The organism is Nitrospira sp. (assembly GCA_029194665.1).
GTDB lineage: Bacteria > Nitrospirota > Nitrospiria > Nitrospirales > Nitrospiraceae > Nitrospira_D.
Genome location: JARFXO010000008.1, coordinates 87290 through 102490, shown reverse-complemented (window position 1 = coordinate 102490; position 15201 = coordinate 87290). Strand labels below are relative to the sequence as shown.

18 protein-coding genes are annotated in these 15201 nt (G+C 56.4%); 4 read left to right on the top strand and 14 right to left on the bottom strand.

All coding sequences use genetic code 11. The features are described 5' to 3' along the window. The first annotated feature begins 66 nt into the window (after nucleotides 1-66). A complete protein-coding gene (locus P0119_21645; GenBank protein ID MDF0668663.1) occupies nucleotides 67-873 on the top strand; it encodes a symmetrical bis(5'-nucleosyl)-tetraphosphatase in 807 nt (268 codons plus the stop codon). A 12-nt stretch (nucleotides 874-885) separates the two neighbouring features. On the opposite strand, the gene P0119_21640 is transcribed toward P0119_21645, so the two are convergent. The 4 genes from P0119_21640 to folD all read right to left on the bottom strand — a co-directional run bounded on the left by P0119_21640 (nucleotide 886) and on the right by folD (nucleotide 4367). Then, nucleotides 886-1662 (bottom strand): sterol desaturase family protein, encoded by a 777-nt coding sequence (locus P0119_21640; protein MDF0668662.1) that lies wholly within the window; start codon nucleotides 1660-1662, stop codon nucleotides 886-888. Nucleotides 1663-1820: 158 nt separating this feature from the next. Next, nucleotides 1821-2609, bottom strand: coding sequence for a 3-methyl-2-oxobutanoate hydroxymethyltransferase (gene panB / locus P0119_21635; GenBank protein MDF0668661.1), 789 nt, complete (start codon nucleotides 2607-2609; stop codon nucleotides 1821-1823). Continuing rightward, nucleotides 2609-3496 carry a methylenetetrahydrofolate reductase gene (locus P0119_21630; protein ID MDF0668660.1) on the bottom strand — a complete coding sequence of 296 codons (888 nt, stop codon included), beginning with the start codon at nucleotides 3494-3496 and terminating at the stop codon, nucleotides 2609-2611. The genes panB and P0119_21630 overlap by 1 nt, the downstream gene beginning before the upstream one ends. A gap of 10 nt (nucleotides 3497-3506) precedes the next feature. Further along, a complete protein-coding gene (gene folD, locus P0119_21625; protein ID MDF0668659.1) occupies nucleotides 3507-4367 on the bottom strand; it encodes a bifunctional methylenetetrahydrofolate dehydrogenase/methenyltetrahydrofolate cyclohydrolase FolD in 861 nt (286 codons plus the stop codon). 163 nt (nucleotides 4368-4530) lie between these two features. Here folD and P0119_21620 point away from each other — a divergent pair, with 163 nt between their 5' ends. From P0119_21620 to P0119_21610, 3 genes are all read left to right on the top strand, one after another. Then, entirely contained in the window at nucleotides 4531-5529 is a 999-nt protein-coding gene (locus tag P0119_21620; GenBank protein ID MDF0668658.1) for a hypothetical protein, read from the top strand. Nucleotides 5530-5621: 92 nt separating this feature from the next. Beyond that, the gene (locus tag P0119_21615; GenBank protein MDF0668657.1) at nucleotides 5622-6227 is read left to right on the top strand and encodes a hypothetical protein; all 606 of its coding nucleotides are present in this window, start codon (nucleotides 5622-5624) and stop codon (nucleotides 6225-6227) included. A 193-nt stretch (nucleotides 6228-6420) separates the two neighbouring features. Beyond that, entirely contained in the window at nucleotides 6421-7323 is a 903-nt protein-coding gene (locus tag P0119_21610; protein ID MDF0668656.1) for a universal stress protein, read from the top strand. A gap of 43 nt (nucleotides 7324-7366) precedes the next feature. Here the strand turns inward: P0119_21610 and P0119_21605 are convergent, their stop codons facing one another. From P0119_21605 to P0119_21560, 10 genes are all read right to left on the bottom strand, one after another. Continuing rightward, on the bottom strand, nucleotides 7367-7972 hold the full coding sequence (locus tag P0119_21605; protein MDF0668655.1) for a peptidylprolyl isomerase: 606 nt from the start codon (nucleotides 7970-7972) through the stop codon (nucleotides 7367-7369). A 57-nt stretch (nucleotides 7973-8029) separates the two neighbouring features. After that, nucleotides 8030-8737: a ribonuclease III gene (gene rnc, locus P0119_21600; protein MDF0668654.1), complete on the bottom strand. Its 708-nt coding sequence runs from the start codon at nucleotides 8735-8737 to the stop codon at nucleotides 8030-8032. A 13-nt stretch (nucleotides 8738-8750) separates the two neighbouring features. After that, complete coding sequence (fabF, locus tag P0119_21595) at nucleotides 8751-10010, bottom strand: beta-ketoacyl-ACP synthase II (GenBank protein MDF0668653.1); 1260 nt, start codon at nucleotides 10008-10010, stop codon at nucleotides 8751-8753. 2 nt (nucleotides 10011-10012) lie between these two features. Then, nucleotides 10013-10246 carry an acyl carrier protein gene (gene acpP, locus P0119_21590; protein ID MDF0668652.1) on the bottom strand — a complete coding sequence of 78 codons (234 nt, stop codon included), beginning with the start codon at nucleotides 10244-10246 and terminating at the stop codon, nucleotides 10013-10015. A 91-nt stretch (nucleotides 10247-10337) separates the two neighbouring features. After that, nucleotides 10338-11081, bottom strand: coding sequence for a 3-oxoacyl-[acyl-carrier-protein] reductase (gene fabG, locus P0119_21585; GenBank protein ID MDF0668651.1), 744 nt, complete (start codon nucleotides 11079-11081; stop codon nucleotides 10338-10340). A gap of 76 nt (nucleotides 11082-11157) precedes the next feature. Then, nucleotides 11158-12093 carry an ACP S-malonyltransferase gene (gene fabD / locus P0119_21580; protein ID MDF0668650.1) on the bottom strand — a complete coding sequence of 312 codons (936 nt, stop codon included), beginning with the start codon at nucleotides 12091-12093 and terminating at the stop codon, nucleotides 11158-11160. Between the two features lie 125 nt (nucleotides 12094-12218). Then, nucleotides 12219-13193 carry a ketoacyl-ACP synthase III gene (locus P0119_21575; GenBank protein ID MDF0668649.1) on the bottom strand — a complete coding sequence of 325 codons (975 nt, stop codon included), beginning with the start codon at nucleotides 13191-13193 and terminating at the stop codon, nucleotides 12219-12221. Further along, nucleotides 13190-14209, bottom strand: coding sequence for a phosphate acyltransferase PlsX (plsX, locus tag P0119_21570; protein MDF0668648.1), 1020 nt, complete (start codon nucleotides 14207-14209; stop codon nucleotides 13190-13192). The genes P0119_21575 and plsX overlap by 4 nt, the downstream gene beginning before the upstream one ends. A gap of 116 nt (nucleotides 14210-14325) precedes the next feature. Further along, nucleotides 14326-14511, bottom strand: a complete 186-nt coding sequence (rpmF, locus tag P0119_21565; protein ID MDF0668647.1) for a 50S ribosomal protein L32 — start codon at nucleotides 14509-14511, stop codon at nucleotides 14326-14328. Nucleotides 14512-14546: 35 nt separating this feature from the next. Beyond that, the gene (locus P0119_21560; GenBank protein ID MDF0668646.1) at nucleotides 14547-15197 is read right to left on the bottom strand and encodes a DUF177 domain-containing protein; all 651 of its coding nucleotides are present in this window, start codon (nucleotides 15195-15197) and stop codon (nucleotides 14547-14549) included. Nucleotides 15198-15201 lie beyond the last annotated feature (4 nt).

Genomic DNA, 15201 nt, shown 5'->3' with positions numbered 1-15201 from the left:
CACACCAGTCGGGACTCGAAGGTCCTTGGATATGGCCTCTTTGTATCGATTTAGCTCACGGTAAGCATGGCGACCTATGCGATCGGCGATGTGCAGGGATGCCATGACGCCTTGCAACGGCTTCTCGACCTTATCCAATTTGATCCGAGCTGCGACCGTCTTTGGTTCGTCGGCGATCTCGTCAATCGCGGACCCGATTCACTTGGTGTGCTTCGTTACATCCGTTCGCTCGGACCATCCGCACGTGTGGTGCTCGGCAACCACGACATCTTTCTTCTTGCAGTCTCGGAAGGGGTGGTGGCACTTCGACCCAAGGATACGATAGGCGACGTATTGAAAGCCGACGACCGGCTGGACTTGATCGACTGGCTCCGACACCAGCCCTTGCATCACCAGGAGGGGTCGTTCTTCATGATCCATGCGGGGCTACTCCCTCAATGGACAACGCAAGATGCCGATCAATTGGCCGGCGATGTCGAGACCGCCCTGCGCGGTGAGGGCTTCCAATCGTTCTTGCGATCACTCTTCCATGAGCCGGCGGTCACGTGGAGCCCCAACCTTACTGGCGTGTCACGGTTGGTCACCGTTGCCCATGTACTAACGCGACTTCGCACCTGTACACCGACCGGCGACACCTCGAACTTTTCCGGTCCGCCGGAAAAGGCACCGCCAGGCTATTTCCCTTGGTTCCGTCTCCCCGCTCGCCGCAGTGCGGATACGACCATCATTACCGGCCATTGGGCTGCACTCGGCCTACACCTGGAGCCTAATCTGCTGGCCATCGATAGCGGCTGCGTGTGGGGACGACAACTGACAGCGGTGCGATTGGAAGATCGGTCGGTGTTTCAGGTTGACGGGCAGACACGACGTTGACGCACACCCAGTTCAGACCCCTGCGACCAGACGCGCCAGGGGAACCTGCTCACCGATCCCGAAGGTAATCGACGCCTTGAGTTCCTCCGGATCGACATAGGTTCCGAACAGCCGGTCCCAAACCGAGAACGTCACTCCAAAATTCACATTGGCATGTGCCAGGTTCTCACTGTGATGGACATGGTGATACCGCGGCGTCACAACGATCCATTCTAGCCAATTCGATCGCCAGGTGACGTTCATGTGCATCCAATCGTTCAACAACATGTGGGAAGACAAGACCACCCAATACACCCACCATGGAGCATGGCCGAAAACCGAAAATGCCGTCATCCAGGGCAAGTTGAACAATACCTGTTGCGGGAGCGAGGCTCGGTACCCGGCCAGCCAGTACATGTGCCTCGGAGAATGGTGCCACTTATGGATGCGCCAAAACGGGCTCAGGTGCAGAAATCGATGTACCCAGTAGGCGCCAAAGTCTCCAACCACATAGTAGAGGGCAAAAGCCGTCGCAGTCGGAAGGGCCGAGACAAATTCCGGCAACTGCGGCCGAATCACGATCCGTTCGCTCACAACCAAGGCGACAGGGAGCAGCAGATACCCGACCAGCGTGGCCCCCACGATGTCCATGAGGAAGATGGACCGATAGGGCACCTTTCTCGCCGGTGTCATCCATTCCAGCGCTGTGACGAAGATCACCCTCGCCGTAAACAAAAGAGGAATGAAGAGATCATGGGCGAAGACAAACTGCTGGAGCTCCCGGCTCAGCAACCATTGAATCCAGTCCATCAAGCCTGTCCATTCGCCGATGTAAATCGTATGGTCGGACCCTATCAAACGGACTCAGCCCTGTCCTCCCCCTCTTTTGAATAGGAGATAGGTCTTGGCACCACGCAGAAACATGAAACCCTTGGGTGCGGGAGGGCAGGAGAAGCTATGTGGGTGATCTAGTGGTAACTCTCAGAATCCGAAGGGAATTTCCCCTGTTCCACTTCTTCTTTATAACGAGTCAGGGCTTGGAGCGTGTCGGCTTTGAGATGAGCGTAGGTCTTGACGAATTTCGGGATGAAAGTATCGAAGAGCCCAAGGAGATCATAGAGCACCAGCACTTGGCCATCGCAATAAGGGCCTGCTCCAATACCAATGGTGGAGATCAAAAGGGCTTGAGTAACCTTTTTGGCTAGATCGGCAGGCACCGCTTCCAGTACCAGCGCGAATGCGCCGGCTGCTTCAAGAGCCTTTGCATCTTCCAAAAGCCGGGAGGCGTGAGCGTCGGCTTTACCTTGGACTTTGTATCCGCCCAATGCATAGACTGATTGCGGTGTCATCCCCAGGTGGCCCATGACAGGAATGCCAACGCTCGTCATGGCTTTGATTCGATCTGCCATCACAGCACCCCCCTCCAGCTTCACCGCAGCGGCGCCTGCTTGCAGCAATCGGCCCGCATTGCGCAGGGCCTCCTCTGTGCTGGTCTGATAGGACATAAACGGCATGTCCGCAATCACCAGCGCTCGCTGCACCACGCCTGCGACCAGCTTGGTGTGGTAGAGCATGTCGTCCATCGTCACCGTAAGCGTATTGGGTTTCCCCTGCACGACCATACCCAGCGAATCCCCGACCAGAACCACCCGTATGCCCGCTTGCTCTACGATGCGCGCGAACAGCGCGTCGTAGGCCGTCACGACGGCGAGTTTTTTCCTCTCTCGTTTGAGCTGCTGGAAATCGAGGATCGTCATCAGTTCAATTCAGCTTTGGCGATGATCTCGGCCAACCGATGCGTGGCTTTGATCGCCATGATATGAACGCCGTCGCAATGCGGCCGGACCGCCTGGATCGTCCGTACGGCAATCTCCACCCCGACATCCTCTGCCTTCTCACCGGCAGCTTTGAGTTCATCGATCATCTCGCTTGGAACCGAGATGCCCGGAATATGCGCGTTCATGAATTCCGCCATCTTGTGGTTACGCAGCACAAGGATACCGGCAAGAACCTTGACCTTATAGGGCTGGACCGATTTCATGAAGCCCGCGAACTGCTCAGGATGGTACACCGCTTGGGTTTGGAAGAATTGGGCGCCCGCCTTCACCTTCACTTCAAACTTGGCCAGCATGGGCCCGAGTGGGTCGGCCTCCGGTGTGACGGCGGCGCCGATCGTAAATGCCGTCGAACCGTCCAACTTATGCCCAGCCATGTCGTGACCGTTGTTCAATCCTTGCACGAGTTGCATGACTTGGACTGAATCGAGATCATACACCGGCTTGGCCTCCTTATGATCACCGACCGTCGGATAATCGCCCGTGAGACACAGAATATTTCGAATCCCCAGCATGTGGGCGCCCATCAGATCCGACTGCATGGCGATCCGATTGCGATCGCGGCAGGTCAACTGCATCACGGGGTCGTGCCCCAACTCATACAACAGACGACAGACTGGAAGTGATCCGGCCCGAACCACGGCGGCCGTATTGTCGGTGACATTCACTCCGTGTACCAGCCCGACAAGCTGTTTGGCACTCTCAAGAACGGACGAGATGTTGGTGCCCTTGGGGGGGTTATACTCGACCGTGACTGCAAACGTCCCTCGGTTGAGGACATCGATTAGGCGCTGTGGCTCTCGACTCATGGATGGCTCCTCATAGCATCCCTGCAGCTCTCTTGGCCGACTCCACGGTATTTTCCAGCAGCATCGCGATGGTCATCGGGCCGACCCCACCGGGGACAGGGCTGATCCAGCCGGCTTTTTGGCTGACTGCGTCAAAATCTACGTCGCCGCACAGCTTGCCTTCGGGAGTCTTGTTGGTCCCTACATCAATAACGACCGCACCTTCACGCACCATGTCGGCCGTCACAAACTTCGCCTTTCCGATTGCGACGAGCAACAACTCCGCCTCACGGCAAACTGCGGGAAGGTCTCTGGTTTTTGAATGACAGATGGTGATCGTCGCATTCCGTTGAAGCAGCATTAGCGCCAACGGCTTCCCGACAATATTGCTCCGTCCCAGCACAACTGTCCGCTTGCCTTCTATTGTCACCCCGGTCGATTCGATCATCTTGATGACACCCTTAGGGGTACAGGCTTCGAAGACCGGGTGTCCCTCCACCAGTCGGCCGAAGTTGTAGGGATGAAACCCATCCGCATCTTTCAGTGGCGAAACTGCTTCTAGGATCACCTGGCTGTCGATGTGTTTGGGCAGCGGGAGCTGAACCAGGATTCCATGGATTTTGGGATCGCTGTTCTTTTTGTCGATCAACGCCAACAGTTCAGCCTGCGTCGTGCTCCCAGGCAGTTTGTGATCGTCAACGTAGATCCCCGCTAATTCGCAGGCCTTTTGCTTGTTTCGAACGTAGACATGCGAAGCGGGATCGTCACCGACCAAAATGGTCGCAAGGCCCGGTTTCATCGCCTTCTTGGCGAACAGTTCCGCCGATTCTTTTGCCAGACGATCGCGAACCTGTTGCGCGAGCCCTTTTCCATCAATCAATTGTGCGGCCACGATCCCCTCCCTGTAACTATTCTGCCGATCAAACCGCCGCAACTTAACAGGGGAATTTTATGCAAGTCAACGTTTCATCATATCGCACTCCTTGCCTCCAACCTTCATCGCCATTTCTTGACAGTCTCTTAGCCGCTCCGGTACGATGAAACTCGGCTAAAACTTGGACAACCCGCCTTTGTTCGTGAAGTTCTATCACCACTTACTACTGTCGACTACATTCATCCTAGGCTTGACGTTCCCCGGTGAAGCCGCGCAAATCATCGGTTTGGGATCACCCAATAGCTTCATCGGCGACCAGTCTGGGAAGGAATATTTCATTTCCAACATCAATGGCGAGCCGGAAGCCAGAGACAACAACGGCTTTATCACAAAATTGAATGCCGAAGGAAAGGTCACCGAGCTGAAATTCATCCAAGGTGGAGTGGCAAACGTGTTGCTGCATGCCCCGAAAGGGATGGCCTTGGTAGGACCGCTTCTTTACATCGCGGATCTCGATCAACTGAAAGCTTTCGACAAGACGTCAGGCAAACTCTTCGCCACTGTCTCGTTCTCCAGATCGTCTCCTACGTCGGTATCGTTGACCGACGTGGCGGCCGCGCCGGGCGGTCTGTTGTACGTTTCGGATCAGGCGGCGAACTCCATTTATCGGGTTGATCCGTCAGCCGATCATCGAATCGACCTCTTGATCCATGATGAACGGCTCGCAGGACCAGCCGGAATTGCGATTCACCCCGGGACGAATCATCTCATCGTTGTGAGCCTCCAAAAAGGGAAGATTCTTGAGATCACTCCGGACGGACGATTGACCGAACTGGAATCGAACGGGTTTTTTACCGGTCGCTTTGAAAACCTGAGCGGAGTAGATTTTGATCGATGGGGGAACATGTACGTATCAGACATCACAAAAGGCAAGATTTGGCGCATGACTCGAGATCATCGATTCCAAGTCATCGCCGAGTATCTCCCCGCTCCGGCTGATATCGGCATCGACCGTGCGAACAACCTGATATTGGTTCCCTACCACTATGTGGATGCCGCCGAGATGAATGGGCTGGAAACCCCGTCATCGGCTAAGCCTAAAGGCGAGAAGCGCACGCTAGCCGATTATGGATTCATCCCGCCACCTCCCAAGCCCGGGCCGGAAGGAACGAAGAAATGAGCTCGTGCTCTTATTGTCACCATCGAAAGGGCAAACGGCCGTGTCCTGCTCTCGGAGGATTGATCTGCAGTCCTTGCTGTGGAGAGCATCGCGTGACGCGGATCTCATGCCCCACTGATTGCACATATCTCGACAGCGGGAGCGATTACCAACAAAAGAGACTCGGCGTGCGATTTGCCTCAGTTCGGCGAGACTTCTATCAGGAGCTGGACCAGCTGGGAGGCCACAAGGCCGTGGCGCTGTTCAATCTAATTGAAGTGGTCACGTTCGGCTACTTTGAAGGACGAAGGGATGGACAGGATCTCGAGATTGTCACGGCACTCCAGACGCTCCGTCGCACGCTCAGCCCACTCCACGTCCCAGCCGGTCCTACAGCGGTTTTTGCCGAGCATCTCACAAAGGAATATGAGTCGTTTCAAAAACAGAATCCCGAACAAATTGCCGGTGCCTCCGACGCTCTGGCCATCCTGGATCGCGCCGTGCAATTTGTCTCCACATTTTCAGAGAATGGATTTCAGTCGAGCCGGTTTCTGGGAGGGTTGCTTGGTTATGTAAGAACGGAGCATCCGGAAATCGCGGCACAGCTCAAGAAGAGACGTGAGGCGGGACACATTCTTTTGCCAGGACAATCTTTCCTGCCACCACCCCCGGCCGAAACACACACTCATGGTCCCGACTGCAAGCACCACCACAATTAGCCTGCTGTAGTCCAGCGCACACTCGATCGGTCAAGGAAATTTCTGGTCGATGCACGGCTCACCTTCGTCCAGGAACAGGCCCAAGAAACGAAAAACACCAGGCGCGAACGCCGTCCATCAGCTACCCAGGGACCTCCCCAGTGAAAGTCGGAACACCTGTCATGGTACGTTAAGCCCCAAAGGGGGAGTACCGATGTCTTTTCCCGACTCGCTCAACGTCCCTATTCTTCGGAACATCTTTCATCCATCCGATTTCTCCCCAGCAAGTGAATCCGCGTTCGCTCATGCCTTGAGAGCTGCCTTGATGGCTCAAGCCAACCTGACCATCCTTCATGTCTCCTCCGATCGATATGCGGAATGGATGGAGTTTCCCGGTGTACGTGCGGCGCTGGAGCGATGGGGCCTGCTGCCCATCAACAGTCGCCGATCTGACGTCGCCAAATTGGGTATCCACGTCAAGAAGGTCCAAGCAGTCCATCCGGATCCCATGGAATCAGTGACATCCTATCTAGCCGAACACGCGACGGATTTGATCGTGCTCGCGACTGATCAAAATAAACCCGGTCTTCCGTGGCTTAGAAAGTCCGTGGCGATGCCGGTTGTGCTGGCGTCAGGGCAGATGACCCTCTTCATCCCGAAAGGCACGGCCGGATTCGTTTCCTCGCACGATGGTTCCGTCTCGTTGACGAATATCTTGATTCCCGTCGCCTCCAAGCCGCCTGGCCAGGCGGCAGTCCAGGCCGCCGTGCGGATGGCCTACCGGCTCAATCGCCCGGTCGGCGTCTTTACGGTGCTCCATGTCGGCGAAGAAGGGGACATGCCCGACCTCCACTACCCCGATATGCCCGGCTGGCAGTGGGATACCGTCATCAAACAAGGAGATGTGGTGGACGTGATCTGCGGAACCGCTGAGGAGATCAAGGCGGACCTCATCGTCATGACGACCGAAGGGCGCCATGGTTTTCTCGATGCGCTGCGGGGCAGCCATAGCGAGCGGGTGATTCACAAGACGCCCTGCCCGCTACTGGCGATTCCAGCAGGCGGATTTATCGTCTCGGTGTTGGAGGCTGAATCAGAAAGCCGAGCGGCATCTTGAGGATCCGTCGCACATGAGCATCCAACGCAAATGTCGAGGGGAATTACTCCACGATCGTGACCGTCATTTCCACCCGCTCTCTCGGATTATCCCGCTCGTCGCGCGGCAGGTTGACGATCTTGTCGGCCACTCCGATCCCCTTCGTCACTTCGCCAAAAACGGTGTACTTGCGATCCAGAAATCGTGAATCCTCCACCACGATGAAAAATTGCGAGCCGGCCGTATCCGGATCAGCTGCCCTGGCCATAGAAACAATGCCACGCTTGTGTGGGATATCGCTGAACTCCGCCTTGATCGTATGGCCGGGGCCACCCTGCCCATAGGTATCCTTTTTAAGCGTGTCCTTCGTATTAGGATCTCCGCCTTGAATCATGAAACCGGGGATGACACGGTGAAAAATCGTCCCGTTGTAGAATCCAGACTTTGCTAGCTTGACAAAATTCTCCACATGTTTTGGCGCGACATCCGGATAGAACTTGATTTCGATATCGCCGAATTTCGTTTTGATGATCGCCCTCGACCCTTTTGGTGTTTCAGTCTTGGACGCGGGGGTGTTATCAGCCGCGACAACCGCCGCGTTACCTGAGACTGATAGACCGACCGCTAATACCGCTCCCATCAGCATTCGCCACTCGAATTGCTTCAGCATGAGCCCCTCCCATATCTTTCATATGACAATGTCGATCATCTTAGCATGGACTCGGCATTACCGTTCAGACTGCTCCAACGCCCGTTGCGCTGCCTCCTGTTCCGCTTCCTTCTTGCTGTATCCTCGGCCGATCCCCAACGCCCGATCGTTCACATGCACTTCCACTTCAAATACCTTTTGGTGATCCGGTCCGGTTTCGCGTACGATGACATACCGAGGCAACAGTTCATACCGTTTTTGGCACCATTCCTGGAAACGCGTCTTATAATCATCTCCTCCTGGTTCTTCTTGTAAGACATCAATTTGCCGTAATTCATCCATCAGCGCCTCAATAGTGAAGCTTCGGCTCGCCTCCAAACCTCCATCAAGATAGACAGCCGCGATGATGGCCTCGAACGCATCAGCCAGCAACGAGGGTTTGTCCCGCCCGTTCGAGAGTTCCTCGCCTCGCCCAAGTTTCAACCTGGCGCCAAGATTCAGCCGCCTGGCGGCATTCGCTAATGACGCTTCACTCACGAGTTTGGCTTTAAGTTTTGAAAGAGCTCCTTCGGACAACTCAGGATGCCGCCTCGCAAGATAATCGCTCATGATGAGCGACAAGACCGCATCCCCCAAGAACTCAAGCCGTTCATTATGGTTTCGACCGGAGTCTCGGCGCTCATTCACGTACGACTTGTGGGTCAATGCTTCCGTCAAGAAGCTCGCATTTGTGAAGCGATAGTTCGATATGGCAGGAAAAGGATCGGCTGAAGGAACCGGCGTCATCGTGACACGCGTACTACACGTCCGGTCTCTTGAAGATCAAACAGGCGTTCACTCCGCCGAATCCAAAGGAGTTCGATAACGCTGTTTGAATGGCGGCAGGTCGTGCCTTATTCGGAACATAGTCCAAATCACAGGCCGGATCCGGATGATCCAGATTGATCGTGGGGGGGAGAATCCCGTGAAACAGCGCCAGAAGACTGACGACAGCTTCGACCCCACCGGCGGCTCCAAGTAGGTGCCCGGTCATGGATTTGGTTGAACTGATTGGAATACGAAACGCCTGTTCGCCGAATACCTTTTTGATCGCTCGAGTCTCAATGGCATCGGCCATCGTCGACGTCCCATGCGCATTAATATACCCGATCTGATCACGATTGATTCCCGCATCGTTGAGGGCCAACTCCATGCAACGAACGGCTCCCTCGCCTTCTTCCGGTGGGGCCGTAATGTGATACGCATCACTATTCATCCCATACCCGATGATCTCACCGTACAGTCTGACCCCACGCCGAAGGGCATGTTCAAGCTCCTCGATCACCACGACCCCCGCGCCCTCGCCCAACACAAATCCATCTCGGTCCTTGTCGAACGGGCGGCTCGCCTTCGTCGGGTCATCGTTCCGGAACGACAAGGCCTTGGCTGATGCGAATCCGGCTACACCCAGCGGAGTGACCGCCGCTTCGGCACCGCCAGCCACCATGACATCGGCCTCACCTCGTTGAATCAGGCGGTACGCATCCCCAATGCAGTGATTGCCCGTGGCGCATGCCGTTACCGCGCAAGAGTTAGGCCCCTTGGCTCCGATCCGAATCGCCACTTGCCCGGACGCCAAATTGATGATGGTCATCGGAATGAAAAACGGTGAGACCCGGCCCGGCCCCTTGCTTCTGAGCACATCATGGTAGTGCTCGATCGATCCGAGCCCGCCGATTCCGGAGCCGATGTACACTCCGACCTTTGCGGCCTCCTCCGGCTTTATTTTTAGCCCGGCATCATCCACCGCCAACTGGGCTGCGCCCACGGCGTAGTGGATGAACGTATCCATCTTCTTGATCTCTTTCTTTTCGATAAACTGAGCAGGATCAAAATCTTTCACCTCACCCGCAATTTGAGCATCATACCCCGTCGGATCAAATCTAGTGATTCGGCCGATCCCGGACTCACCGGCGCAGATCGCCTTCCACGTCTTCCCGACACCCGTTCCCAACGGTGTCACCACCCCAAGACCGGTGACCACAACGCGCCGTGCCGCGTGATCAGATGCTCCTGACATGCCTAGGATTTTTCCTTGATGTAGTCCAATGCCTTCCCAACGGTCAGAATCTTCTCTGCATCCTCATCGGGAATTTCGATCGAGAACTCTTCCTCCAGCGCCATGACAAGCTCGACGGTATCGAGCGAATCAGCCCCAAGATCTTCGACGAAGGAGGCCTCCGGCGTCACCTCATCCTCTTCCACACCGAGCTGCTCAGCAATAATCTTTTTGACCCGCTCTTCAACAGTTGCCATCGCTATGACTACCTCCTTCCCCGGTAGGACTCCCACTGCACCGCCACAGGGGGATCTGTGACAGCCGTACATCCTCACATATTCGACGCTTCTATACCATTAACATCCCACCATTCACGTGCAAGACATGGCCGGTGATGTAGGCCGCATCTTCGGACACGAGAAACCGCACGGCCGCCGCGACATCCGCCGGAGTACCCAATCGTGCCAATGGGATTTGTTTCAGTAACGTTTCTTTCACATCAGCCGGCAGCCCATGGGTCATGGCCGTGTCGATGAAACCAGGCGCCACCGCATTCACGGTGACGTTACGGCTGGCATATTCCCGTCCGACAGTTTTTGTAAACCCGATGACGGCCGCCTTCGAGGCCGAGTAATTTGCCTGTCCCGCGTTCCCGATCACGCCAACGATCGAAGCGATGTTGACGATGCGACCATACCGTTGCTTGGTCATCGGCTGCAAGACCGCTTTCGTGCAGTTAAACGTCCCGTTTAGGTTGATCTGAAGCACCAGATTCCAATCTTCCTCCTTCATCCGTAACAACAAGCCATCGCGGGTGATACCGGCATTGTTGACGAGGATGTCCACTTTCCCCCAAGCCTTCAGGACTTGCTCGACCATCGCCTTCGTGTCATTGGCGTCGGCGACGTTGACTTTAATGTTCAGAGCCTTTCGTCCCAGCTTTTCGACGGAGGCGACCGTTTCCACGGAGCGGCCGGGGTCGAGATCGGCCACGGCAATGTCGGCCCCCGCTTGGGCAAGGCATTCGGCAATGGCCCGACCGATACCCTGTGCGGCTCCGGTGACAATCGCGGTTTTTCCTTGTAGTGACATTTCAGACCTTTCGGACGATACGTTAACAGGCTGATGGGGAGTTCGTCACCTGGTTTTCCGCCTGGACAGTCCGGCTTTAACTGACCGCCTTGACGGTCTCGTCCAACGACTTCGGATCGTTCACATTCAACAGTTTCGCCTCAGGCAGAATTCGTCTGATCAAGCCGGTCAACACGGTACCAGGGCCGATTTCTACAAACGTTGTGACGCCCATCCTTCCCATCGTCTGCACGGTATCCTCCCACAGTACTGAAGAGGGCAGCTGACGGACCAACGACGATTGGATCTCCTGTGCCCGGTTGATCGCTTTCGCCTCGGCATTATTCACAAGCGGGGCGTTGAGGTCCGACCACCGAACCATGGCTAAATCCTTTGCCAATCGATTGGCTGCTTGCTGCATCAACGGAGTATGAACCGGCACACTGACCGGCAACGGGATAGCCTTTTTACAGCCTTGCGCTTTGGCCAATTCAATCGCCCGCTCCACTGCCGCCTTTTCACCGGCGATGACCACCTGCCCCGGCGAGTTGAAGTTTGCCGCCGCGACCACTCCAGCGGGCGACGCCATACGGCAAACGCTCTTGACTGTCTCGGCCGTTAAACCCAACAGGGCGGCGACAAGTCCGGCTCCCGGAGCCACGGCTTCAGACATGTAGCGTCCTCGTTTCTGAACCAGACCAACGGCATCGCGAAAAGATACACCGCCTGCCGCAACCAACGCGGAGTATTCGCCCAAACTATGACCCGCCACCGCCAGCGGCCTGACCCCGACCGGCTCAAACAGTTTCAACGCGGCCAGGCTGCTCACGAGCAAGGCCGGCTGGGTGAATTCTGTTCGATTAAGTCGCTCAGCCGGTCCGACAAAGCACAACTCGGCCACATCGTACCCCAGGACCGTCGAAGCCTCATCATAGATGGGTTTCAACAAAGGATGCGCGTCGTAGAGCGCCTTCCCCATCCCGACCGACTGGGACCCCTGTCCGGGGAAAACAAGTCCGATTCCTAGAGTCATGGGGCGTTAGATATCTTCGAAATCCTATGTAAAGTCAACGGGAAAAAGTTTTCGCAGGCCCCCGCCTTCTCGCAATCAAACGGAGTCCAGGCTTTCATCCCGCTTGATCTCCAAGAGATACGCATCTACCATCGGATGAGCGATGAGGCCCAGGTCAATCCTGCCCCAAACGCTCCGAGCATCACCAATGAGCCATCCTTGATGCGACCTTCGCGAACCGCTTCATCCAGGGCAATCGGGATGGATGCAGCAGATGTGTTCCCGTAACGATCGAGATTCAGGAGCACCTTTTCGCTCGGAAGGCCCAGCCGCTCCATCACCGCCTTCAGAATTCGCATATTGGCTTGGTGCGGCACATAGAGGTCAAGATCCTCTATCCGGAGGTTATTCGCTGACAACGTCGTGCGGGCAATGTCTTCCAGGGTACGTACCGCAACTTTGAACGTCTCGTTCCCTTTCATCTTAATGTACTGCAACCGCTCGGCGAGGACCTTTTCGGATGGTGGAGTACGTGAGCCTCCTCCCGGCACCATGATCAACTCGCAGAGCGCACCGTCGGATCGAAGGTGAGTAGAGAGGATCCCCCGTTCTCCATCGCTAGCACTGACGACGACTGCGCCGGCCCCATCCCCAAACAGTACGCAAGTATTCCGGTCCGTCCAATCGATGACGGCAGACATCACCTCCGATCCGATCACCAGGACATGGCGCATCCCGCTCTTCACATACGCATCCGCCACCGAAAGCGCGTAGACAAATCCACAGCAGGCAGCCGAAAGATCGCAGGCCGCGGCTTTGGTCGCGCCGAGTTGATGCTGGACGAGACAGGCCGTTGCGGGGAGCGGATAGTCACCCGTACAGGTGGCGACCAAAATCATGTCGAGATCGGTCGCCGCCAGACCGGCCGCAGTCAAAGCCCGCTTCCCGGCCTGAACCGCTAAGTCCGAACAGGCCTCTCCAGCAGCTGCGATACGACGCTCCCGGATACCCGTCCGTTCTCGAATCCATTCATCAGAGGTGGCGACCATCCGTTCAAGATCCGCATTCGTCAGAACCCTGGCAGGCGCGTAGGAGCCGGTTCCGGCAATCCAGGCTTTCATGAGTCCAGTTCCATCGATGAACGCGAGCGACTTTCTTCAATATCGCGCTGAATCAGCTCGCGCACGCCGCCCTCAGCCATGCCCTTCGCTCGTCGGATCGCATTCTTAATGGCCTTGGCAGACGATCGGCCATGACAAATCATCGTGATCCCATTGACGCCCAGCAGCGGGGCGCCGCCGAATTCGGCATAGTCGATTTTCCGTTTCAGATTCATGAGCGGCCCGGAAATCAAGGGATAGGCAAGTCGGCCAAGGAAGTGGCCCGAGATTTCCTTCAGCAACAGTCGCTTGATCATCTCGGCCACACCTTCCGAAATCTTCAGGGCGACGTTGCCGATAAATCCGTCGCAGACAACGACATCGGCAATGCCGCTGTACACATCGCGGCCCTCGACATTCCCGACAAAGTTCATCGAGCTGCCTTTGAGGAGCTTGAACGCCTCTTTGGTGACTTCGTTGCCTTTGCTGTCTTCTTCGCCGATGCTCAGAAGGCCGACACGAGGATTCGGTTTTCTGAGCAGATGCTTCCCATACTCATTGCCCATCAAGGCAAATTGCTCGAGATGTTTGGCGGTGCAGTCGACGTTGGCCCCCACATCGAGCATGATCGCTTCCCCACTCAACGTCGGCAGGCTGGTGGCGATCGCCGGTCTCTCCACTCCCTTCATCAGGCCCAACACAAAGAACGACGCCACCATGCTCGCCCCCGTGTTGCCGGGACTCACGACTGCGTCCGCATGGCCATGCTTGACCAACTCGGTCGCAACCCAGATCGACGAGTCCCGCTTTTTCCGAGCGACGACGGCGGGCGACTCGTGCATTTCGACGACCTGGGATGCATGCCGAATTGAGATACGGGAATCATGACAAGATTGTCGCTCTCGCTCCTGGTTCAGGGTGGTTTGGTCGCCGACGAGAATGACCTCGACGTCACACTCTTTCACCGCCTGAAAAGCGCCCTCGACACAGGGTGCGGGACCATGGTCGCCCCCTACTGCGTCGAGCGCAATCTTCATGCGAGATGGCGTACTCACGGATGGCGTTGGAATAACCGGCTGAACACGCGTCGCCCCCTCGGCTCACGTCAGACGTGCTGGGAAACTCGCGCAATGGACCGACTTGTACGACCTGCTCACGCCTCTTCGACTTGAATGACCGCCTTGCCCTTGTAGGTGCCGCAATTCAAACAGGTATAATGCGGCAGCTTCAACTCGTGACACTGGGGGCACACCGCCATCCCAGGCGGGGTCATGCGCAGCTTTTGGGTACGACGCTTGTCGCGCCTCGCCCGTGAATGTTTATGTTTGGGATTGGGCATGATGACTCCTTCTTCCGCTCGATTCGAACCACTGCTCAGCGCTCACCAAGGTCCCTCAGCTTGTCCTTCATAGTGCGCAGCACCTGAAACGGGCTTCCCGTCGGCTCTTCACCACAACGACAGGGGCCCTCATTCAGATCTTTCCCGCAACGGGCACAGAGTCCGCGGCAGTCCTCGGAACAGAGCGGGTGCATGGGAGAAGCAAGAATCAATTGCTCGCGCAGCATCGGCCCCAATTCCAGATGATCACCCGTAAAGTAGTAGAGATCGTCGTTCTGTTCTTCTGCTTCGCCTTCCGGCGGTGCTGCCGAGTTCCTCTTCCGTGGATCGTCTCGCTTTGCCACGGCACTCGCCGCTTTGATCTCACGCTCATAGGCCACACGTAACGAAAACGCCAGTGGATCGCCAAAATCTTTGAGGCACCGCACACATTGGCGGACCGCTGTTCCTTCCACGACTCCGGTCACATAGATGGTCCGTTCAATCGCTCGAAGATCCAGCCCGACTGCCATGGTTCCGCGGATGGACACATCCGTATCCGTCAGTCCCAACTCTTCTCCCGTCAGGTCCCCCGACAATGAGATACCCGCTGCCGTGATGTCCGCGATTTTCGGTGTCAATACATCCATGGTCATCCTCGGCGGCGTGCCGCTGCCCCACCCCGGTGCCTCGAGATCGACGATCACGTTC